This window comes from Mycoplasma putrefaciens KS1, from assembly GCF_000224105.1.
Taxonomy (GTDB): Bacteria; Bacillota_I; Bacilli_A; order Mycoplasmatales; family Mycoplasmataceae; genus Mycoplasma; species Mycoplasma putrefaciens.
In genome coordinates this window covers 67,909-91,576 of sequence record NC_015946.1, presented here as the reverse complement: position 1 = coordinate 91,576, position 23,668 = coordinate 67,909, and the positions used below count along the sequence as shown (strand labels likewise).

20 protein-coding genes are annotated in these 23,668 nt (G+C 29.5%); 2 read left to right on the top strand and 18 right to left on the bottom strand.

Translation table 4 applies throughout. The annotated features are described in order from the left end of the window. Nucleotides 1–122 precede the first annotated feature (122 nt). Entirely contained in the window at nt 123–476 is a 354-nt protein-coding gene (locus tag MPUT_RS00410; protein ID WP_014034844.1) for a lipoprotein, read from the bottom strand. Nucleotides 477–868: 392 nt separating this feature from the next. On the opposite strand from MPUT_RS00410, the gene MPUT_RS00405 reads away from it, so the two are divergent. Continuing rightward, nucleotides 869–1,918: a 5'-3' exonuclease gene (locus MPUT_RS00405; RefSeq protein ID WP_014034843.1), complete on the top strand. Its 1,050-nt coding sequence runs from the start codon at nt 869–871 to the stop codon at nt 1,916–1,918. 52 nt (nt 1,919–1,970) lie between these two features. Here MPUT_RS00405 and MPUT_RS00400 read toward each other — a convergent pair whose 3' ends face one another. The 13 genes from MPUT_RS00400 to rpiB form a co-directional block, all read right to left on the bottom strand. Further along, complete coding sequence (locus MPUT_RS00400; protein ID WP_231992260.1) at nt 1,971–2,969, bottom strand: hypothetical protein; 999 nt, start codon at nt 2,967–2,969, stop codon at nt 1,971–1,973. 175 nt (nt 2,970–3,144) lie between these two features. Next, complete coding sequence (locus MPUT_RS00395; RefSeq protein WP_014034841.1) at nt 3,145–3,444, bottom strand: hypothetical protein; 300 nt, start codon at nt 3,442–3,444, stop codon at nt 3,145–3,147. Nucleotides 3,445–3,458: 14 nt separating this feature from the next. After that, a complete protein-coding gene (gene atpD / locus MPUT_RS00390; protein ID WP_014034840.1) occupies nt 3,459–4,889 on the bottom strand; it encodes a F0F1 ATP synthase subunit beta in 1,431 nt (476 codons plus the stop codon). A gap of 10 nt (nt 4,890–4,899) precedes the next feature. Further along, the gene (gene atpG / locus MPUT_RS00385; protein ID WP_014034839.1) at nt 4,900–5,757 is read right to left on the bottom strand and encodes an ATP synthase F1 subunit gamma; all 858 of its coding nucleotides are present in this window, start codon (nt 5,755–5,757) and stop codon (nt 4,900–4,902) included. Between the two features lie 2 nt (nt 5,758–5,759). After that, nucleotides 5,760–7,337: a F0F1 ATP synthase subunit alpha gene (gene atpA / locus MPUT_RS00380; RefSeq protein ID WP_014034838.1), complete on the bottom strand. Its 1,578-nt coding sequence runs from the start codon at nt 7,335–7,337 to the stop codon at nt 5,760–5,762. Nucleotides 7,338–7,347: 10 nt separating this feature from the next. After that, entirely contained in the window at nt 7,348–7,899 is a 552-nt protein-coding gene (locus MPUT_RS00375; RefSeq protein ID WP_014034837.1) for a F0F1 ATP synthase subunit delta, read from the bottom strand. A gap of 2 nt (nt 7,900–7,901) precedes the next feature. Next, nucleotides 7,902–8,450: a F0F1 ATP synthase subunit B gene (atpF, locus tag MPUT_RS00370; protein ID WP_408632073.1), complete on the bottom strand. Its 549-nt coding sequence runs from the start codon at nt 8,448–8,450 to the stop codon at nt 7,902–7,904. A gap of 21 nt (nt 8,451–8,471) precedes the next feature. Beyond that, nucleotides 8,472–8,786, bottom strand: a complete 315-nt coding sequence (locus MPUT_RS00365) for an ATP synthase subunit c family protein (RefSeq protein ID WP_014034835.1) — start codon at nt 8,784–8,786, stop codon at nt 8,472–8,474. A gap of 12 nt (nt 8,787–8,798) precedes the next feature. Continuing rightward, nucleotides 8,799–9,689: a F0F1 ATP synthase subunit A gene (locus MPUT_RS00360; RefSeq protein ID WP_014034834.1), complete on the bottom strand. Its 891-nt coding sequence runs from the start codon at nt 9,687–9,689 to the stop codon at nt 8,799–8,801. 5 nt (nt 9,690–9,694) lie between these two features. Continuing rightward, a complete protein-coding gene (locus MPUT_RS00355; RefSeq protein ID WP_014034833.1) occupies nt 9,695–10,141 on the bottom strand; it encodes an MG406 family protein in 447 nt (148 codons plus the stop codon). Between the two features lie 399 nt (nt 10,142–10,540). Further along, nucleotides 10,541–11,164, bottom strand: coding sequence for a uracil phosphoribosyltransferase (gene upp / locus MPUT_RS00350; RefSeq protein WP_014034832.1), 624 nt, complete (start codon nt 11,162–11,164; stop codon nt 10,541–10,543). Nucleotides 11,165–11,253: 89 nt separating this feature from the next. Beyond that, the gene (locus MPUT_RS00345) at nt 11,254–12,495 is read right to left on the bottom strand and encodes a serine hydroxymethyltransferase (protein WP_014034831.1); all 1,242 of its coding nucleotides are present in this window, start codon (nt 12,493–12,495) and stop codon (nt 11,254–11,256) included. Beyond that, the gene (rpiB, locus tag MPUT_RS00340) at nt 12,479–12,919 is read right to left on the bottom strand and encodes a ribose 5-phosphate isomerase B (RefSeq protein WP_014034830.1); all 441 of its coding nucleotides are present in this window, start codon (nt 12,917–12,919) and stop codon (nt 12,479–12,481) included. Before rpiB ends, MPUT_RS00345 begins: the two co-directional genes overlap by 17 nt. An 82-nt stretch (nt 12,920–13,001) precedes the next feature. Between rpiB and MPUT_RS00335 the strand changes: the two genes are divergently transcribed. Beyond that, nucleotides 13,002–13,301, top strand: a complete 300-nt coding sequence (locus MPUT_RS00335) for a rhodanese-like domain-containing protein (RefSeq protein WP_014034829.1) — start codon at nt 13,002–13,004, stop codon at nt 13,299–13,301. 31 nt (nt 13,302–13,332) lie between these two features. Here MPUT_RS00335 and purB read toward each other — a convergent pair whose 3' ends face one another. The 4 genes from purB to rpoB form a co-directional block, all read right to left on the bottom strand. Then, nucleotides 13,333–14,628: an adenylosuccinate lyase gene (gene purB, locus MPUT_RS00330; RefSeq protein WP_014034828.1), complete on the bottom strand. Its 1,296-nt coding sequence runs from the start codon at nt 14,626–14,628 to the stop codon at nt 13,333–13,335. Next, nucleotides 14,621–15,919 carry an adenylosuccinate synthase gene (locus MPUT_RS00325; protein ID WP_014034827.1) on the bottom strand — a complete coding sequence of 433 codons (1,299 nt, stop codon included), beginning with the start codon at nt 15,917–15,919 and terminating at the stop codon, nt 14,621–14,623. The genes purB and MPUT_RS00325 overlap by 8 nt, the downstream gene beginning before the upstream one ends. Before the next feature lie 98 nt (nt 15,920–16,017). Further along, a complete protein-coding gene (gene rpoC, locus MPUT_RS00320; protein ID WP_014034826.1) occupies nt 16,018–19,785 on the bottom strand; it encodes a DNA-directed RNA polymerase subunit beta' in 3,768 nt (1,255 codons plus the stop codon). 11 nt (nt 19,786–19,796) lie between these two features. Further along, the gene (gene rpoB, locus MPUT_RS00315; protein WP_014034825.1) at nt 19,797–23,663 is read right to left on the bottom strand and encodes a DNA-directed RNA polymerase subunit beta; all 3,867 of its coding nucleotides are present in this window, start codon (nt 23,661–23,663) and stop codon (nt 19,797–19,799) included. Between the last annotated feature and the right edge of the window lie 5 nt (nt 23,664–23,668).

Here is a 23,668-nt window from a genome sequence, read left to right as displayed (position 1 = left end):
GCTTAAATAATCTTTTGAACTAATAAAATCCCTATTTCCATTCATCGTTGGATTTGGGGTTATGATAGGTTTTACTTACTTATAATGTTGTTAAAATTAAGAGATTATGAGTGAATCTAAACTTAATTTATTTTAAAAGTAACTTCAACTTCACCTGTGAAGTTCTTTTTTGCTCCTTCTTCAGAAACTGTTATAGTTGCTTTCATTTCTTTATCTTTAACAACCATTGCTGAACCTTTAAGTTGAAGATCTTTTTCAACTAATTTATTATTTATTGAAGTTTTATTTTTTTCAAGCACTTTTTTAATTATTGTTGAAGATTTACTATCAGCTAGTTCATCTAGGTTTGTGTTTTTAATAAGTGTCTTGATTTCTGTCATTTTAGCTGATGGAGTTGTATCTTGACAAGCAACCGCAACTGCACCAGTTGAAGCGATCATTCCAGCTGAAGCTAGAATTGATAATAGTCTTTTCATATGTTAATGCCTTTCACCTTAAACAGAAATATTTTCTAAACCGATTCAAATTCTTTTTAAATAAAAAGCAAGTTAACTGTCTGTTTTCTATCAAAATACACATTTTTATTAAGCTTTATAGATATTATGTATACTGTATAATTTTATTTTCATTCAACTCTTAAAACAAGGGGTGAATTGATAGAAACACCCATAATTCAGTTCAAATATTTAAATTTTATGTTTTGACTGGGACTTTTGATAATAAATTTCATATTACATATTGTGAAATATCAGCCAATCTCATCTAATAGTTTGATTAAATACTCTAGATTTTAAATGCTATTCTAAAAACTAACTCTTTTGATACTAACTATAATGATATTATTAAGTTGTAAGGAATGATTAGAATAATGACTACAAAAAATGAAACCAAACCAATTTTACTAATTGATGGTTATCATTTATTACATAAAGGGTATTATGGTACTTTAAAAAGAAAGAAATTATCTAGAAATAAAGATGGTGTTCCAATCAACGCCGTCTATACATTTGCAGCTAATATATTCAAATTTATAAATTCAAACAAATATCACTCAATCATAGTTACTTTTGATGTTGACAAGGAATCTTTTCGCAAACAGTTATACCCAAACTACAAAGCAAAAAGAAAAGAAACCCCGGCTGATTTAGTTCCTCAAATGCAATTAGCACGCCAATTTTTATCGGCAGCTAACATCACTTGATATGAACAAGAAAACTATGAAGGTGATGATGTTATAGGAACTATTGCTAGAATTGCAAATAAATTAGGCTATCAGGTAAGAATTCTTTCTAATGATAAAGATACCTTTCAATTAGTAAATGAAAAAACTTATGTTATTACAAATATCAGCAAAAAAGCTGAGACACATGTTATTACACCTAAAGAAGTTTATGAACAATTTTTCTGTACTCCAGAACAAGTAGCTGATGTTAAAGCAATGTTAGGAGATACTTCAGATAATATTAAAGGTATTAGATATATGCGTCATAAACAGGTTTATATGTTGTTAAAAAAATATAAAAGCGTCGAAAATATTATTGATAATATCAATGACTTATCTGAACCTTTAAAAACTAGTATTTCTGAAAATAAAGATCTCTTAATCTTAAACAAAAAAATTACCACTATTCTAACTAATTTAAAATTAGGAAGAATTAATTTTAAACCCACCAGAATTACTTACTATAAATTAATAAAATTTTTAAAGGCTCAAGAGATGTATTCTTTTGTAAGACCAATCAGGAAAAAAATCGAAGAAATTAGTAATTTTAAAACTATAAATGATCAATCAACTACTAAACAATTTATTAAAACTCAAATTGATTTAAAAAATACCAAACAAATCAAGGTACCTAAACCAAATAACGCTTTAAAACATAATAAATTTAAAAACTATAAACAAAAAAGATTTAGTTAGTTACTGCTGACTAAATCTTTTATTTTAAATAATGAAATCTTGTTTTAATTTATTAGTTAACATTTTTAAATGGTCTAGAAAAAATACTTATTATCATAAATACTCAAACAATTGGATTGGCACTAGCTAATGCAAAAATATAAAATAATGAAATTTTAAATTTAGTTAATCTCATCATTGTTAAATAAGAAACAATAACTAGCATAATATTACTTATAATTAATCCACCTAGTGTATATGGAACATATCAATAATATGACTCGTCAATTTCATCAACTAAAAATTCATTATAAATTGCATTTGATTCATTGATGATTCATTTTAACTTGTCACTATTTTTTTCATAAACGGGTAGTTTTTTATTAATGATTTCTTGAACTTCTCTTATCTTTGTTAAAGAGTCATTTGATTGGTTATTAACAATTTGGTTTATCTTGGAAGTTGTTTCTGCAATCTTTGAACTTATGCCTTGAAATTTAGTTTCTAACTCTTTAGTAGTTTTATTGACTTCTTCAATACTCTTTTTAATTTGCTCAATATCGCTAGAATTTGATGGAAGTGATGTAATTTTATTAGCTTGTTCTAAAATTTTATCTACAGAACCTTTAATTTCTGTAGCTTTGCTTGTTAACTCAGAAATATCATTTTTTATTTTGTCAAAATCTCCTGAGAAATTATTGGTTAAATTATTTATATCTTTACTAATATCTTTTATCTTATCTATAAGCTTAACTAAGCTATCTGGTGAATTAGGATCGGCTTCTTTTTTAACTTCTTCAACAATAGTTATAGCTTCATGATAGATTTTTTTGGCTTTAGGTATTTGTTCTGAAATTTTATAATGGTTATTAATAATGTCTATTTTATAGTTAGAATATAAAAAATTTAAAGAAAAAAAGATTCCAGAACAAATCACTAGAATTAGTAAAAAAAGATATGAAAAGGCATTTGACAACATTAAGCAATACTTAAAAAAATTCTCAGACTTAGCTGGTTTACTATTTTTAATTTGTTCGTCATTTTGATTGATTGTTAACATATTTCTATCCATTAAATATCACATTTAATTCTACATTAGATTTAATTGTATTAAAAATAAGATTAATTAGAAGTTAGTCAATATTTGCTTTATAAAATTGATTAGTCTCATTAAATACTCAAAGTAAACTAACAATTAAAAATCTCTTTTTTTGAAGCTAATCCAATTTAAAGAGATTTTTAGATGATTATTCAAATTTATCGGGTGTAGATAAAATATTTCCATGTTGATCTACTAAATTTAAACCCTCAGTGATAATTTTACATTCTTGCTGGGTAACTTCCATTATCCCACCATTTATATGTAAATAAGTAGTTTTTGTGTTAGTTCTAAAATTTAGTTGGCTAATTTTTAAAGCGGTGGTAAAAGGTGCCATATTTTTTAATATTCCCATATCTCCATCAATAGTTTTAACATTGATAATTTCAACTTCTTTGCTATCAATAAAAATTCCATTAGGAGTTACGATTTTAAGTTTGATTGACATAACTTTTGTACTTACTATTTTTCATCTTCTTTAAATTTCTTAAACACATCATCAATTGTTGATGTGTATAAGAAATATGATTCAGGAATATTATCTACTTCACCATTTAAAATTGATTTAAATGATCTAACAGTGTCAGCTATTTTAACAAATGCTCCAGGTCTTCCTGTAAATTTTTCTCCTACAAAAAATGATTGAGATAAGAAGTTTCTTATTTTTCTTGCCCTTTGAACAACCAGTTTATCTTCTTCACTTAATTCATCCATACCTAAAATAGCGATAATTGATTGTAGGTCACGATATTTTTGTAAAGTTTCTTGTACTCCTAAAGCAGTTGAATAATGTTCTTCACCAACGATTTCAGGATCTAACATACGAGATGAACTTGTTAGTGGATCAACAGCAGGATAAATTCCTAAACTTGCAATTGATCTGTCTAAAACAATACGTGCGTCTAAATGAGTAAAAGTGGTTGCTGGTGCTGGATCTGTTAAATCATCAGCAGGAACATAAACAGCTTGAACAGAAGTGATTGAACCGTTTTTTGTTGATGTAATGCGCTCTTGTAAAGCACCCATCTCAGTTGAAAGTGTTGGTTGGTATCCAACAGCCGAAGGCATACGGCCTAGCAAAGCTGAAACTTCTGCTCCTGCTTGAGTAAATCTAAAAATATTATCAATAAATAATAACACGTCCATGTTCTTTTTGTCTCTGAAGTATTCAGCAATTGTTAAGCCTGTTAAAGCAACACGCATACGTGCTCCTGGTGGTTCATTCATCTGACCAAAAACTAGACTTGTTTTATCTAAAACTCCTGCTTCAATAAATTCATGGTATAAATCATTTCCTTCACGAGTTCTTTCACCAACTCCAGCAAATACCGAAACCCCGCTATGAGCTTTGGCAATGTTATTAATTAATTCTTGAATTAGAACTGTTTTTCCAACTCCAGCTCCACCAAATAAACCGACTTTTCCACCTTTAGAAAAAGGAATCATTAAATCAATTACTTTAATTCCGGTTTCAAAGATTTCAGTTGTTGTTATTAATTCATCATAACTTGGAGCATCACGATGAATTGGCATTCTTTTACAATTAGGTTCAGGCTTTTCATCAATTGGATCACCTAAAACATTAAACATACGACCTAAAACTTGATCACCAACTGGAGCTAGGATAGGAGATCCTGTGTTTAAAACTTTCATTCCACGAGTTAAACCATCAGTTGAACCCATAGCAATTGTTCTAACAATTTCATCACCAATGTTTTGTTCAACTTCTAAAACTAACTTTGTACCATTATTATCAACAATTAAAGCATCATAAATTGTAGGAATTTTGCTTTCACTGAATTTAACATCAACAACAGGTCCCATCACTTGAACGATTTTACCTATTGAAGTTGCTTTAGCTGTTTTTTGTCTAGTTTGTTGATCAGTTTTCATTATATCTCTCCTAGTTTGATTGTGCGTTTGCTCCAGAAACAATTTCACTAATTTCTTGTGTAATAGCACCCTGTCTTTGACGGTTGTATTTTAAACTTAAATCGTATTCTAAACTCTTACCATTGTTGGTTGCGTTTTCCATAGCATTTCTTCTAGAAGCTTGCTCACTTACTTGTGATTCAATAATAGTTCCATACAAAACTGCATTTAAATACAAACTTATTGCTGTTTCTAAAATTTCTTCAGCACTTGGTTCAAAAACGAGTTTAGCTTTAAAGTTTTGATTATTGTTTTGTTGATCAGTATTTTTAATAATTGGAAACAATCTTAAAATAGTTGGTTCATGAGTAACATTATTTATGAATTTAGTATAAACAATTTTAATATCATCAAATTCTTTGCTAGTGTAAAGCCCTAAAATGTCATTTCCCATTTGTTTTGCTTGATCACTTGTAAAGTTAATATCAATATTTGTTTTTTGTTCTTTAATTTTGATTTTTCTAGCTTTATAAAATGAAACGGCTTTTGATCCGATGGCATAGATTTCATCATCAGGTTTAATGTTTTTCATTACTAGTTTGTTAATATTTAAGTTATATCCACCACATAAACCTAAATTAGAATTAATTACAATTCATAACGTTTTTTTAAGATCGTGTTCATCTTCTTTTAAATAAAGAGATTTATCAGAGTTTTTAATAATATCGTTAAATAAGGTATAAACTTCAGTTACATATTCATGAGTTTGGACTACTTTCTTACCAATACGACGTAATTTAGCTGATGCTACAAGTTGCATCGCATTAGTAATTCTTCCGATATTTTTAACAGATGCAATTTCTGCTTTTAAACTACTTAAATTTGCCATAACTATTTACCTAGAAGTTTATAGTCACTAACCAAACCATAAGCTTCAGCTTTGTAGTCTTTTATTGTACTTGTGACTCTGATAACAATCTTTTCAATCTCTTTTAAAATCTTAGCTTGCAGTTGATCATCAAAATTTTTATTTTTATCTAGGGTACTACGTAATTGATTGGCTGTCTTGTTGCTTGAAAAGTGAAGTAAAATTTCATTTTTAAAATCACTAATAGCACTTAAAGGAAGTCACTTAATTAAATGTGATTTAATTGCTAATAATAAAATTGCTTGATCAGCTTGATGTAGTGGAGTGTATTGTTTTTGAACTAACATTTTAATAATTTTTGCACCTTGATCAAGTTTTTCTTTAGTTGAATCATCTAAATCTGAACCAAACTTTGCAAATGACTCTAATTCATAGTATTGAGCTAGTTCTAATTTTAAGGTTCCTGAAACTTGTTTAATAGATTTAATTTGAGCTGCTGACCCTACACGAGAAACTGAACGACCTATATCAACAGCTGGTCTTACTCCTTGGTTAAATAGTTCGGTTGATAAAAAGATTTGTCCATCAGTAATTGATATCACATTGGTTGGAATATAAGCAGAAATATCTCCTGCTTGAGTTTCAATGATTGGAAGTGCAGTAATTGATCCTCCGCCGTATTTTTCATTAACTCTAGCTGCGCGTTCTAATAAACGTGAGTGTAAATAAAAGACATCTCCTGGATAGGCTTCACGTCCTGGTGGACGTCTTAATAAAAGTGACATTTCACGATAAGCAACTGCATGTTTAGATAAATCATCATAAATTATTAAAACATCATGACCATTTTCCATTCACTCTTCAGCAATTGTAACTCCTGTATAAGGCGCTAGATATTGTAGTGGTGCTGACTCGCTAGCTCCTGCATTAACAACTACTGTATATTCCATTGCTCCGTATTTTTTGAACTTTTCAACAACTTGCACAACAGTTGAATCTTTTTGACCAATTGCCACATAAATACATTTAACATTTTTATCTTTTTGATTTAAGATAGCATCAATTGCGATAGTAGTTTTTCCTGTCTGACGATCTCCAATGATTAACTCACGTTGACCTTTACCAATTGGAATAGCAGCATCAATTGCTAAAATACCTGTTTGTAAAGGTTCAGAAACTGATTTACGAGCCATTACTCCAGTTGCAACTCTTTCGACTGGTCTTAGTTTTGTCGATTCAATTGGACCTAGATCATCAATAGGTTGACCTAGTGCATTAATAATACGTCCAATCATCTTATCTCCAACAGGAGTTTGGACAACTTTTTTAGATCTTTTAACAGAATCTCCTTCTTTAACTAAAGTTTCATCACCTAAAATAACAGCTCCAACTGCACCTTCTTCTAAGTTTAAAACCATACCATAAACATCATTAGGAAAAATAAGTAATTCGCCCATTAATGCTCTATCTAATCCATAAATTAAAGCAACACCATCACCAACACTAACAACAGTTCCTTGTTCTGTTTTGATCACTTTTTTACCATAGTCTTTAATTTGGCGCTCAATTATTTCAGAGATTTCTTTAATGTTAAAACTCATTTTAAACCTCCTATTCTCTTTTTATGGCTTGATATTTCATTGATTCAAGTTTAGCTTGAATAGAACCATCAAATATTTTACCTTCTATATAAACTTTTACTCCACCAATCAGTGATGGATCAATCTTATTGATTAGATTGACTTTTTTACTAATACGTTTTGAAATTTTTGCTTCAATTAATTTAATTTGGTTTTTATTTAACTTATCAGTTGATCAAACAATGCCAGAAGCAATTTTTTTAGTTGCTAATAGATTTTTATACAAGATCTTTAAGATGTCTCTAAAATGAATAAAAGCTCTTTTTTCAACTAATAATTTCATCGTGTTAATAATATATAAGTTAAAACCAAAACTAGAAAATGTTTCATCAATTAATTTCACTGATTGTTTTTTTTGCTTATTATTTGTATAAGTTAGAATCATTGCAAAATCATCTCTATTTTTTAAAACAGTTATTAAAACATCAGCTTGTTCAATAAATTGATCAACTAAATTTTCTTCTATTGCAATCTTTAATAAAGCTGTGGCTCAATTATTAATTACATTTTCTTTTAATATCATAATTATTGGTCTAAATTATCAATAAACTCATCAATTAATTGTTTATTTGTTTGTTTATCAATCTCTTTATTTAGTATTTTCTCAGCAGCATCAAAAGCTAAATTAACAATTGTTTGTTTAATTTCTGATTCTGCTTTAAGTCTTTCTTGAGCAATAGAAGTTTTTGCCTGGTTTTGAATATTTCTTGCTTGAGTTGTTGCGCTATTAAGAATTTGATTTTTTTGTGCTTCAGCATCAATCTTAGCAGTTTTAATAATTGAAAGTGATTCGGTTTTTGCATCTTCTAATAATAAGTTTGCTTGTTGAATTTGAGTATTTGCTTGCGATTGTTTTTCAATTGCATCACTTAAAATCTCATTAATTTTATCTCTTTGTTTGTCAACTGCTTGTCTAAAAGGTTTATAAACCAATTTAGATAAAATAACTACTAAAACAATTGTTGCTAACACGTGAGCAATAAAGTTAGGTAAGTTTGGAAAAAGTGCAGATACAATATCAGGAACTCCTTGAGTTCTTCCAAAAAAAACACCATTAAATGTATAAAACATTAATACCAGCCCTTCTTAAAAACATTAAACAACAAAGATTAATAAAATTGCAATAACTAGTGAGTAAATAGCTCCAGACTCAGCAATACCAGCAGCTATGATCATAGTTGAAGTAATTTTTGACGCCATTTCTGGATTTCTTCCAATTGCAAGACAAGCTCCTTGACCAATGGCACCTTGACCAATTCCTGCTCCAAAAACTCCAATAGTTGCAACTCCTGCTCCAACATATTGTAAACCTTGTGCGGTATCTTTAGCTGCCAATAGATTTGGTAGAATAACAACTAAAGCTGAGATATAGTTAGCTAGTATGTTTGAAACAAATGCTGTATATAACATAGCAATCCTCCTTTAATTAAATTCAATAATTTGTCTTTGCTTTTTAAAATTTCAATTCAACAATTTCGGTTTAGTTTTTTGTTCCGAATTTTGGTTATGATGTTTTTCTTGGCCTTCAATTTGTTCAGCTCAATAAGAAAGTGTTAACATTGTAAACACTACTGATTGGATCAATCCATCAAATAAATCAAAATACAGATGTAAAAATGGTGTAATTGGGGTCGTGAATACGTTTAAACCTGCTCAAAAATATTTATATTGTAATTTTCAACCATCTGCAAATTCTGATGGATTTCAAATTGCATATGCTACTCAACGTTGCATACCATTAGCATCTTGAATATTATCAGTTGCTCAACTTAATTGAAAACCAATTAATAATGCATACAATAAACCTAAAATAATAGAACCACCCAAAATGTTACCAAACAAACGAAACGAAATAGAAAGTAGTGGTGTAAATTGAGAGATCAATTCTATTGGATTTAAATAACGTTTCAAAAATGATAGTTTTTGATATTTAAATCCAAAATAATAAATCATCACAAATGTAACCATACCCATAGAAAATGTAACGGTAAAAGAAGTTGTTTGGGATTCTAATCCTAACAGTGAAACTACTGATCCAATAAAAATGTAAGCTAACAAATACATTGCATAAGGGGTAAAAAACTTGTACTTTTTACCTAAAATAGAAGTAACAATATTCTCAACATTAATTACAAATGTGCTGATAAGTACTAAAAATCCTGACATTTTTTCATCAATTTTATAGTTTCTAATCTTTTTATTATAAATAATTGAAATTGAACAAATAATGATTGTTACAATACAAATAGTAGTTAATGCACCGGTTAGTTCTTTTCATTTATTTAGATCTTCAGTAATTGATAGCAATGTCATTTTTACTAGTTTCCTCCTTTCTTTTGAGACTTTTTATTATTTAAATACCCACTTATTGGTCAACTAAACAGACTAGTCATACCAATTAAAATACCTAAATAAGCAAAAATTTTTCCATCACATAATACTAAAGATAGAAAAAATGGAATAACATAAATTCCGATTCTAATCAAAAACATAAAATAAAATAAAAAAGGATTTTCATATTTTATAACTAATTCTCTTGTATAAAACAATGACAATAAACCCAAAAAGCTTGTTGTCTGACCTAGAATTAGACCAGTTAATCAATTTCATTTTATTGTTTTTGTGCCAACCAATATAACAAAAACAATAACATAAAATACCGATCATATAGAATTAACCATTAGCGCTTTTTTTGTTAGGTTTCTAGCAAATATTTGTTTTAGCATAATTTTATTTAGAATCTTTCGAAATATGATGATCCACATGTTAATTTTACTCCTTTTTTTATATAACTAAAATATTAATTCTGATAAGTACTTCTACTAAACTAGAAACAAACTTGTAATTTGGCCTTTTATGCAATTGAATCATTATTTATCGGACAGTTTTAGTTTCATTTTGTTAACTAAATAAAATTTTTAGGTCTTAAATATTAATTGAGTGATAACAAATATTTACAAGCAAATGATTATAATAAGCTATTTTTAGTTAATGCTGATATCTTAATTTAGCTAAATTTGAAAATAATGTTTTAAATCAATTTTTATGACTATCATCTATAAGTTTTTTTATTACTCTAAGACTAAGTAACTTATCTTTTAAAAGGTTACAAATAAAAAATAGCGTCATAAACGCTACTTGAATTTTTATTATTATTATTATTATTATTTTGTACCAAAAATTCTATCTCCAGCATCTCCTAGACCTGGAACAATGTATCCTTTATCATTTAAATACTCATCTTTTGAGGCTGCATAAATTTCAACATCCGGGTGTCTTTCTTGTAATTTTTTAATACCGTTTTCAACCGCTACTAAACAAACAAATTTAATATTTTTTGCTCCTCATTCCTTGACAATATCAATTGCTTTGCAAGCACTTCCACCTGTTGCTAACATCGGATCAACTACGATCACATAACTATTTTGAATATCTTTAGTTGTTTTTGCAAAATATTGGTGAATTTCTAAAGTTTCTTCATCTCTATACAAACCAATATGAGCAACTCTTGCTGTTGGTATTAATGTTTGAATTCCATCTAACATACCGATTCCGGCTCTTAAAATAGGAACTAAGACAATCGGATGATCAATAGTGTAACCTGTAGTTTTTTTAATTGGTGTTTCAATTTCAATTGCTGTTAATTTTAAATCTCTAAAAATCTCATAAACCATTAACTGGGCAATTTCATTTAAGTTTTCTCTGAAATCTTTTGATGAGGTTTCAACTTTTCTCATACGAGTTAATTTGTCAATAATAAGTGGGTGCTTAATTTCTGTAAATGCCATATTTTTCTCCTTTTTATACATTAACTTATATTGTATATCATTTCCAAAATAATTGATACAAAAAAAATACTCAAAAAGAGTACTTAAAATTAATATTTAATATTTTGATAAATTGGATAATTTTCACAAATCTCAAGAACTTGTTTAGACAATTCAATCCAATTTTCTTCTGTTCTATTTTTTAATGCACTAGAGATAATTAAACCAACTTGTTTAAAAGTTTCTTCAGTAAATCCTCTAGTTGTCATTGCAGGAGTTCCTAATCTAATTCCTGAAGTGTAAAAAGGTTTTTCTTGATCGAAAGGAATCATATTTTTATTAACAATAATCCCAACCTTTTCAAGAATTTTTTCAGCTTCTTTTCCAGTAATTCCAATAGTTGATTTAACATCAATAGTTAACAGGTGATTATCTGATCCTCCGGCCACTAATCTAAATCCTTGTTCTTGTAAAACTAAAGCAAGCGCTTTAGTATTAGCAATAATTTGACGAGCATACTCAACAAATTCTGGAGTTGAAGCTTCTAAAAAGGCTTGAGTTTTTCCGGCAATTTGATTTTCTAGTGGTCCACCTTGTGATCCGGGAAAGACAGCTGAGTCAATTTTTTTAGCATATTGTTGTTTACACAAAATAACTCCACCACGTGCTCCTCTTAAAGTTTTGTGAGTAGTTGTTGTGACAATATCGGCATATTGCATTGGATTTGGATGAAGTTTAGCAGCTACTAAGCCTGCAATGTGAGCCATATCAACCATTAACATTGCACCAACTTTGTCAGCAATTTCACGAAACTTTTTAAAGTCAATAATTCGTGAATAAGCACTAGCTCCTGCAACAACTAATTTTGGCTTATGTTCTAAAACAATTCTTTCAATTTCATCATAATCCAACTGTTCAGTTTCTTTGCTCACTCCATAAAATCTAAAATCATAACTTGAACCAGAAAAATTAATTGGATAGCCATGAGTTAAATGCCCACCTGCATCTAAACTCATAGCAACTACCTTATCTCCATGTTCAAGAATTGCTCTATAAGCCGCTTCATTTGCTGAGCTACCTGAATGGGGTTGAATGTTTGCATGGTCTGCATCAAATAATTTTTTGACAGTTTCGATTCCTAAGCTTTCAATTTCATCAATAAACTCACAACCACCATAATACCTTTTATTTGGATATCCTTCAGCATACTTATTTGTTAAAACAGAACCATTTAATTGCAAAACAGCTTCTGAAACAAAATTTTCAGATGCAATCAATTCAATATGTGTTTGTTGTCTTGTTAATTCTTTTTTTAAAGAGTCTAAAATTTTTTCGTTAATTTTTGAATTCATTTAGTGTCTTAACCCTTTCTGTATGACGTCCATCTTCAAATTCAGTTTCTAAAAAGGCATCAACTAAGCTAATTGCTTTATCAACGGCAATGAATCTTGCCCCTGTTGCTAAAATGTTAGCATCATTATGCAAACGTGATAACTTAGCAATTTGTTCTTCATAAACTAATGCAGCTCTGGCTCCTTGCACCTTATTAGCAGCAATGCTAATTCCCACTCCAGATCCACAAATTACAATACCTTTACTATCTTTATCTTTAACAACATGTTTGGCAACATCTAGTCCAATTGAAGCGTAATTGCATGATTGTCCATCATTATTTCCTAAGTCAATAACTTCGTATCCTTTATCAATTAAGTGCTTTTTAATAGCATTTTTCATCTCAACTGCAGTATGATCATTTCCTATATAAATCTTATTCATCTTCAACCCTCCATTTTAAAAATATTTTACAACAATCTTAAAAACATTTTATAATAACTAAAATGTCAAAGGGTGAATAAATATGTCTAAGTACAGCATTTCAAATGAAGAATTTTACCAGTTGCTTGGCCAAGGATGACAAGTAATTGATGTTAGAGATGATTATGAATATAGGAATTTTAAAAGATTTGAACCTAGTTTAAATATTTCTTATCCAATGGTTTTAAATAACCCAGAATTTAGATGGCCAAATTTAGATGAAAAACTAGTTATTGTTTGCAATCACGGAAATCGATCAGCACTAACAGCTAGACATTTGAGAAATTTAGGATATAAAAATGTCTTTGTTCTAGATCATGGAGTATATGGACTAGATAAATAAATAAAAATCATCTAATTAAAAGATGATACGGTTAATCAAAAACTTTTTTAAAAATATAATCAACATGTCTTAAAAAGAATTTGTTATCAAAAAGTTCTTCTAATTCTTTAAATGAAAGACATTCAGCTAGATAACTTTTTAAAATTTCGGCTTTAAAATCTAAGTTATTTTCTAAACATTCTAAAGTGATTTTTTGTACATTATCATAAATTTCTTCTCTAGTAATGTTTTTGAAATTGATCAAAACATAAGTCAATATTCTTTGAGAAAAGTAAATGTTTTTTGCTTGAGAAATATGTTCTAACATTTGTTTTTTATTGATAACTAAATTTGATAGTGTGTCGTTCATTCTTTTTAATGTATAAACTAAAAGATTAAAAACATCTGGTAAATAAATTCTTTCATTTGAAGAGTGAGAAATATCTCTTTCGTGTCATAAATTATTATTTTCTAAAACTGTTAACACTTGAGATTTAATATAACGACTTAACCCAGCAATGTTTTCACTTGAAATAGGATTTTTTTTGTGTGGCATTGATGAACTTCCTTTTTGATTTTTACTAAAACCTTCTGCTAATTCATTAACATCACTTCTTTGTAATAATCTAATTTCAGTTGACATTTTTTCTAGAGTTGAAGCAATATTTGCAAACACTTCAATTAAAAATATGTGTCTATCTCTTTGACAAACTTGTGTTGATAAACTATCAACTTTCATTTGTAATTTTTTAGCAACAAATTCTTCAATTTCAGGTTCTAGATTGGCATAATTACCCATTGATCCTGAAATTTTAGTAATTTCAATATCTTGTCTGGCTAGTTCAAAACGTCTAATATGTCTTTGCATTTCATCATATCATAAAGCAAATTTTAAACCTAAACTTGTTGGTTCGCCATACATTCCATGAGTTCGACCCATGATTAATTGTTGTTTGTTTTCAATAGCTAATCGTTTAAGAGTGTAACTTATGTTTTCTAATTCTTTGCTGACAAATTGATTTGATTGTTTGATTAGATAGTTTTGAGCAGTATCAACAACATCAGTTGAAGTAATTCCTAAATGAATTCATTTGCTTTCACTTCCTAGTTGTTCAGAAAGCATTCTAGTAAAAGCAACCACATCGTGTTTGGTTTGACTTTCGATTTCTAACATTCTATTTAAATCAACTTTCAAATTATTATTGATGTTAAAAATTTCGCTTTGTTTAATATAGCCTAGACTTTCTCAAGCTTGACAAACTAGTTGTTCAATTTTTAGCCAAGTATCATATTTATTTTGATCACTTCAAATTTTTGTGATTTCTTCAACTTGATATCTCTTAATCATCAAATTCTCCTTTAATTAAAATTGTTTGGTTACGGTCTGGACCAACTGAAAAACCTAAGAAAGGAACTTTAACAATTTTTTGAATTTTTTTAATGTAATTTTTGGCATTATCAGGTAGTTGGTCAAATGAAGTCACTTTACTAATATCTTGATTTCATCCAGCAACTTCTTGATAAATTGGTTGACATCTTTTAAAGTCTAAATCGCTAGCTGGTATTGAATCAATAACTTTACCGTCTAACTGGTATGCTATACAAATCTTAATTGTTTTTTCAGTATCTAAAACATCAAGTAGAGTTAAAAATAATTCATCAATTCCACCAACTCTAATTGCATATTTTAAAGCCACTAGATCTAATCATCCAATTCTACGTGGCTTTCCAGTATTAGAACCATACTCTCTTCCACGTTCTCTTAATTTATCAGCTAGTTGGTCATGTATTTCAGTTGGCATTGCCCCTGATCCAACACGTGTATTATAAGCTTTAACAATTCCTACAACTTTATTAATTTGTTTTGCATGAATTCCTACCCCGATTGAAGCATTATTTGCTGAACAGTTTGATGAAGTTACAAACGGATAAGTTCCGTGATCAATATCTAGTAAAACACCTTGTGCTCCTTCAAATAAAACAAACTTATTCTGATCAATCAAGTTTGAAACTTCATATCCTGAGTCAATAATATTATTTTTTATAAAATTGAAATTATTCATTAAATCATGATAAATATCATCAAAATTTAATGGTTCATGATTATATACTTTAGTAATCATTTGATTATGATAGTCAAAATTTTCTTTTAAGATATTTTTAAAATTTGGTTGATTAATATCACAAATTCTAATCCCATATCTGGCAGCTTTATCTGAATAAGTAGGTCCAATTCCTCGTTTTGTTGTGCCGATTTTTTGTTCTTGTCTTTGTTCTTCTTGTAATTGATCTAATAGTATGTGTCAATCAAAAATTAAATGTGCTCTATCTGAAACAAAAACATTTGAAGTATCAATCTGGGCATCATTTAATTTTTTAATTTCAGCAACTAAATTTCTTAAATTAATAACAGTCCCATTACCGATAATGTTTTTAACTTTAGGGTTGAAAACTCCTGATGGAACAATAGTTACTTTATGGCGTTTATGATTAAATTCAATCATATGACCAGCATTATCTCCACCAGCAAATCTCACAACAGCATCTGCTTTTTGTGCAAAATAATCAGTAATTTTTCCCTTCCCTTCATCTCCTCACTGACTTCCCACAACAACTAACGACTTATATTTATTCTTCATAAAACTTCTCCTTAAAAAACATATAATGTAATTTTACAATATATTATTTTTAATTAGAATTAAAAAATCTCACCTTATGTGAGATTAAAATATTATTATTAATATTCGTTATTGTGGTATTTTTCAGCTAATTGTTCAACTTCAGCAGTTCCAGTTAAACCAGTACCAGCAGGGATCAAGTTTCCTAACATAATGTTTTCTTTTAATCCTTCTAGTTTATCTTCTTTTCCTTTAATAATTGCTTTTGTTAATACTCTAGCAGTATCTTGAAATGATGCAGAAGATAATCAAGAGTCTGATTCTAATGGCGCTTTTTTAATACCAAAAATTTGAGCTATTGATAATGGTGGTTTTTGTCCATTAATAATACATTCTTGCACAGCTTCTTTTCAGCTTTGAATTGTAACAATTTCACCAGGTAATAAATTAGAATCTCCACTATCAGTAATTTTTACTTTGTTCAACATTTGTTTAATAATAATTTCAATGTATTTGTCTGAAATTTCAATACCTTGTAAACGATAAACTTTTTGAACTTCTTTTAAAATGTAGTTTTGAACATCTTGAATTCCACCAACTTCAAGTAATTGGTGTAAATCAATTGCACCTTCAGTTAGTTTTTGACCTGCTTGTACATGGTCATGTTCTTCAACACGAAGAATTGAGTTAAAGTCTGTTTTGTATTTTCTTATGGTGTCATTTTCACCAGTCACAGTTATCACATAAATTCCGTTGTGATCTTCAATTCTAGTGACAATACCATCAATTTCTGAAATAATTGCAACTGATCCTTTTGGTGTTGTAACGTCAAGTAGTTCTTTAATACGTGGTAGACCTTGAGTAATATCAGCATTACCAGCAACTCCTCCTGTATGGAAGTTACGCATAGTAAGTTGTGTTCCTGGTTCACCAATTGATTGAGCAGCAACTACTCCTACAGGTTCACCAATATTTACTAATAAAGCTGTAGCTAAGTTACGACCATAACATCTTTGACAAACACCACGTTTATTATCACAAGTTAATACCGAACGAATAAGCACAGAAGTAATTCCTGCGTCAACAATTTTTTCAGCAATATCTTTATCAATCATCGTATTAGCAGCAACGATTAAATTATTTTGATCATCGTAAATATCAGTAAATGTGAAACGACCATTTAATCTGTCTTTTAATGGCACGATAACATTATCGTGTTTAGTATCAATAATTGCTGAAACTTCAAATCCTTTAGTTGGTTCACAATCTTGATTTACTACTACAATTTCTTGACTAACATCAACTAATCTTCTAGTTAGATATCCTGAGTCGGCAGTTTTTAAGGCAATATCGGCCATACCTTTTCTTGCACCGTGAGTTGAAACAAAGTACTCAGACACTGTTAGTCCCTCACGAAATGATGATTTAATAGGAATTTCTTTAATATCTCCTTTGGTGTCATTCATCAATCCACGCATACCAACTAACTGAGTAAAGTTAGAAACATTACCACGTGCTCCAGAATCTACCATTACAAAGATTGGGTTTTTAAGATCTTTACGTAATTCTGAAGATAATTCGTTTTGAATGTTATCTTTAATTGTCGATCAAACTTCAATAATTCTACGTTTTTTTTCGCTGGCTGTTAACATCCCCATATTGTAGTATTGAGTAATTTGTTCAACTTTAAGATCTGCTTGTTTAAACTCATCATATTTATGAGTAAACGCAACAACATCTCCAGCTGAAATAGTTGTTCCAGACTTGGTTGAGAAATAAAATCCTAAATCTTTCATTTTATCTAGCATTTCAGCAGTTTTTCTAGCACCATAAGCTTGGAAATATCTTTCAATAATAATTGATAGTTCTTTTTTCTTAATTGGCTGTTGAATTTCAACGTTATTAATTACATCATGAATATTTTGATCAAAGTTATAAATAAATTCAGACAGAACTTGTTCGGCATTTCAAATATTATTTGAATTAATTCATGGGAAAGTTTTATCAAAGATTTCGTTAAAGTATAATTTACCAACTGTTGTTAATAGATAAGAATTTGCTCTGGTTTTTTCATCAGCAAACTTTTCTTTTGGAAGAGCTGAAATAGCAATTCCAATTAAAGCATTTAATGATACTTGACCAGTTTTATAAGCAAGAAATGCTTCTTGTAAAGTAGCAAACATCATTGCTTGACCTTTAAGATCTTTTTCTTCAGTTGTTACATAGTAATTACCTAAGATAATATCTTGACCTGGAGTAACAATTGCTTTTCCATCTTTTGGACCTAAAATTGCGTTTGAACCCAACATTAAAGCTCTTGATTCAGCAATTGCTTCTTTAGTGATTGGCACGTGAACAGCCATTTGATCTCCATCAAAATCAGCATTAAAAGCAGTAGTTACTAATGGGTGTAGACGAATTGCTTTTCCTTTAACTAATTTAGGTTCAAAAGCTTGAATACCTAAACGGTGTAGAGTAGGTGCACGGTTTAATAATACTGGTCTTTCTTTAATGACTTGCTCTAAGGCTTCTCAAATTTTAGGATCATTTTGTAATACCATTTTTTCAGCAACTTTAACATTTTCAGCATACTCATGTTCTTGAAGTCATTGAATCACAAATGGTTTAAACAAAGTAATTGCCATTTCTCTTGGAAGACCTGCCTGATACATTTTTAGATCAGGGCCAATTGCAATAACTGAACGAGCTGAATAATCAACACGTTTCCCTAGTAAATTTTGTCTGAAACGACCTTGTTTTCCTTTTAAAACACTAGTTAGTGATTTTAAAGGACGTTTGTTTTTACCTTGAACAGGTTTTGGTTTACGCTCATTATCTAATAAGGCATCAACTGCTTCTTGTAACATACGTTTTTCGTTGTTAACAATAATAGATGGCGCACCCATTTCCTTAACCTTTTTTAGTCTTTCATTTCTAATAATGATTCTACGGTATAAATCATTAATTTCAGAAGTAGTAAATCTACCACCATCTAATTGAATGATTGGGCGAATGTCTGGTGGAATTACTGGAAGTACTCTCATTACCATTCATTCTGGTCTCTGATTTGAACGTCTTAGAGAATCTAGTGTTTCTAAACGTTTCATTAATTTAGATCTATCGTTAGGATTTTTTTTAGGATTATTTAGTTCTACTTTAATTAATTCAACTTCTTTTTTTAGATCAATCTTTTTTAATAGATACTCAACAGCTCTAGCTCCAATTCCAAATTTAGCCCCAGTGTACTTACTAATAAGTGATGTTGCTTCATCAATTGAAAATGGAATGTTAGTGTTGTTTAATTCTTCTAATAAACGGTTTGCCTTTTTAGTATCACGATGTTCAGGATCATTAATAATTTCAATCACTTCTAAAATGGTTTCACGTAATTTTTCACGTGTTTTTGTAATTTTAGTAGAACTTAAATCTAACACCTCTTTTTCAGCAAAGTGTTTTGATTCACCTGCTTCTAAAACTATATGAGAAACAAAATAAACCACTTCTTCTAATTCTTTAACTTTTAGATCTAATAAAGCAGCAATTCGATAAGGTGCGACTTTTAACATTCAAATATGAGTTACTGGTTCTTCTAATTCGATATGACCCATTCTTTCACGTCTAACAATCGCTTCAGTTAGTTCAACTCCACATTTTTCACATTTTTTCCCTTTGTTCATAGGGTTAGCTTTTTTATATCTACCACAAGCACATTCATAGTTTTTGGTAGGTCCAAAGATTCTTTCATCAAATAATCCATCTTTTTCAGCTTTTAAGGTTTTGTAATTGATAGTTTCTGGTTTAATAACTTCTCCGTGTGATCAAGAACGGATAGTATCAGGGTTTGCTAATTCAATTTTAATAGCTTTTTTATTTTTAATATTTTCCATGCTTCTCCCTATTATTCTTCATCTTGTTCATTGAACCCAAATGATTCTAAAATATCTTTTTCATCAATATAAGTAGCATCTTCTAATTCAGCATCAACATCTTGATTATCAATTAACAATTTTTCTACTTCGAAGTTGTCTTCATCATCAAGTATCTTCATTAAATGTTCTTCATCATCATATGCATTAATTGCTGTTTTATCACCTTTATCATCAATCATATACATATTAAATCCTAACCCCATAATCTCTTTTGAAAGAACGTTAAATGACTCAGGAATTCCTGGTTCTGGAACGCGTTTTGATCTAACAATAGCTTCATATGTTTTTGAACGACCTTTAATATCGTCTGATTTAATTGTTAGAATTTCACGTAATGTGTGAGCAGCTCCATAAGCTTCTAAAGCTCAAACTTCCATTTCTCCGAAACGTTGTCCACCATTTTGAGCTTTTCCACCTAATGGTTGTTGAGTAATTAAAGAATAAGGTCCTACGTTACGTGCGTGAATCTTGTCATCAACCATGTGTGAAAGTTTTAGCATATACATAACCCCAACTGCAATTGGTTTATCAATAGCTTCACCAGTTTTACCATCAATTAGAGTAACTTTACCATAATTAGTCATACCAGCTTCGGCCATAATTTCATCTAGCTCTTTTTCGTTTAAACCTTCAAACACTGGAGTAATAACTTTTTGATTAATTTTTTTAGCAGCCATACCTAAATGAATTTCTAGGATTTGACCAATGTTCATACGTGATGGTACTCCTTGAGGGTTTAACATAATATCAACTGGTGTTCCATCTTCTAAGTGTGGCATATCTTCAATTGGTAAAATTCTTGAAATAATCCCTTTATTTCCGTGACGTCCTGACATTTTGTCACCTTCTTGAATTTTACGTTTTTGAACAACATAAACTTTAATTACTTCTACAATATCAGCTGGTAAATCAATTCCATCTGGATTTAATGAAGATTTTGCTTTAAAACGTTTAATTGATTGAACAATACCTTCTCCACCATTTGGAACTCTTAATGAGTTATCTTTAACATTTCTTGATTTTTCACCAAAAATTGCGTGTAGCAGTTTGTCTTCAGGAGATAATTGAACTTGTCCTTTTGGAGTAACTTTACCTACTAAAATATCTCCTACTTTAACTTCAGTACCAATAGCGACAATCCCTTCTAAATCAAGATGTTTTCTGGCTTGCTCACTAACGTTAGGAACTTCTCTAGTAACTTCTTCTAGTCCTTGTTTTGTATTTCTTACTTCAAGAGTGTATTCGTCAATATGAATTGAAGTAAATCTATCATCGATTACAACTCTTTCACTCATAACAATTGCATCTTCAAAGTTATAACCATTATAAGTTGAAAACGCCACTACAACGTTTTGACCAATAGCTAGTTCACCTTGATCCATTGACGGACCATCAGCAATAATTTCACCTTTTTTAACAACATCACCTTTTCTTACGATTGGAGATTGTGTTAGTGAAGTACCGTTGTTTGATCTTTCAAAATCTGATAGTGTATAAGTTTTAATTCCGGATTCACCTTGAACTGAAATCATCTTAGAATCTACATATTTAACAATACCATCTTCTTTAGCAACGATTGCTTCTCCTGAGTCACGTGCTGCTTCAAATTCAATACCTGTTCCTACAATTGGAGATTCAGGTCTGATTAATGGAACTGCTTGACGTTGCATGTTAGCACCCATTAAAGCACGATTGGCATCATCATTTTCTAAGAACGGAATTGCTGAAGTAGCAACTGAAACAATTTGTTTTGGTGAAACATCAATATATTCAATTTCATCAAATCTAGCCATGTAATCATCACCATTAAAACGTGAAACTACAATTTCATCTAGAATTTTTCCATTTTCATCTTGTTTAACATTTGATTGTGCAATAACAAATTTTCTTTCTTTATCAGCTGTTAGATATTCAATTTGTTCATTTTGAATAACTCCATTGATAACTCTACGGTATGGAGTAGTTATAAATCCATATTCATCAACTCTTGCATAAGTTGAAAGGTTGTTAATTAATCCAATATTTGGTCCTTCTGGTGTTTCAATCGGACAAATTCTTCCATAATGAGAAGGGTGCACGTCACGAACTTCTAATCCAGCACGATCTCTTGATAATCCTCCTGGACCTAAAGCAGTTAATCTACGTTTATTTGTTAGTTCTGATAATGGGTTAATTTGATCCATAAATTGTGATAGCTGTGATAAGTTAAAGAATTCTCCAATAATTGCAGTTAATGGTTTAGCATTAATAACTGTTGAAGTTTTTACTCTATATAAATCACTTGTTGCTAATTTTTCTTTAACGTTTTTATCAATACGGTTTAGTCCCATTCTAAATTGGTTTTGTAATAATTCACCAACTGTTCGAACACGTCTATTTCCTAGATTATCAATATCATCAATTTCACCGATATTGTATTTTAAGTTTAATAAGTATGAAATTGTTGAAATAATATCTGCAACTGTCACAAACTCTTGATTAGTTTGACTTGTAATTCCTACTAAAGTAGTTGTTTCAGCTTTTAAATCATCATCTTTATAAACTTTAAGTTTTTGAATTTTTCTACTTCCTTGAATTTCATCTAAATAATCAATAGTTGAAGTCATCACATCAGTATCTAAAATAGCTGAAATTTGGTTAATATTTGACTTGTTAATTTCAGTATCTTTAGCGATTAAAACATTATTATTATCATCAACAATATCTTCAGCTAAAGTGTGTCCAAAAATTCTATTTTTAATTGAAAGTTTTTGTTGTAATTTAAATCTTCCTGCTTTAGTTAAATCATATTTACGTTTATCAAATAAAATTCCATTAATAAATTTTGAAGCACCCTCACTAGTTGCAGTTTCACCTTGTCTAATTTTTTTATAGATTTCTTGAACTTGATGAGCTCAATCTGCGTGATGATCACCAAAAGTAATATCTTGTTGTAAAGTTTCTTTGATCACAGGATCATTATCAAAGATTTCTAAAATTTGATCTGCGCTAATTCCTAAAGCAGTTAGTAATGATGTTGCAGTTGTTTTTCTTGATTTATCAATTTTTACATATAACGGATTAATTGCATTAATTCCAGTCTTTTTAGAATCAGTTTCAAATTCTAATCAAGTACCACGGCTTGGAATAATATCTCCTGAATAGATCATTTCTCCAGTTTTGCGGTTTAATTCTCGGTTAAAGTAAGCTCCTGGTGATCTAACTAGTTGAGAAACAATAACTTTTTGAGATCCATTAATAATAAATGTTCCAGCTTCAGTCATTAAAGGAAAATCACCTAAAAATACTTCACCTGACTTGTAAATAGCAACATTTGCAATAATTGCAGTTGGTCTATCTTCAACAATATCAATTTGAATTAAATCTGGTCTTTCGGCTTTTTTAACTGTTACTTCAAAAAAATATGAATCTCCAGAATTTTGTTTGAAAACTACTTGGTTACTGTCTGTTCTATTTTTTAACCATTGTGTTAGAGATCTTTTCATGTCTTTTTGATCATAACCTTCAAAATCTTTTAAGATTTCTTCAGTTCTATTAACAGACAATTTTAGATTTGCATAAATTGGTGCATCATAAATTTTTGATTCTTCTTTAGCTTTTCTTATACTAAATCTAGGTTCTCTAAATCCTCAATTTTCTAAAGTTAAAACACTTGTTCCATCCATTGAAAGAATAGGGAAAAATTCGTCTAAAACTTCTTGGATCCCTTTTTCTTTGAACCAATTAAATGTTTCAGTTTGTACTTCGATTAAGTTTGGTAAAGATAAGTTTCCAGAAATTTTAGCATAGTCACGTCTTTCAACTCTTCGATTGATTTTTTTAATTTTATAAGTCATTGTCT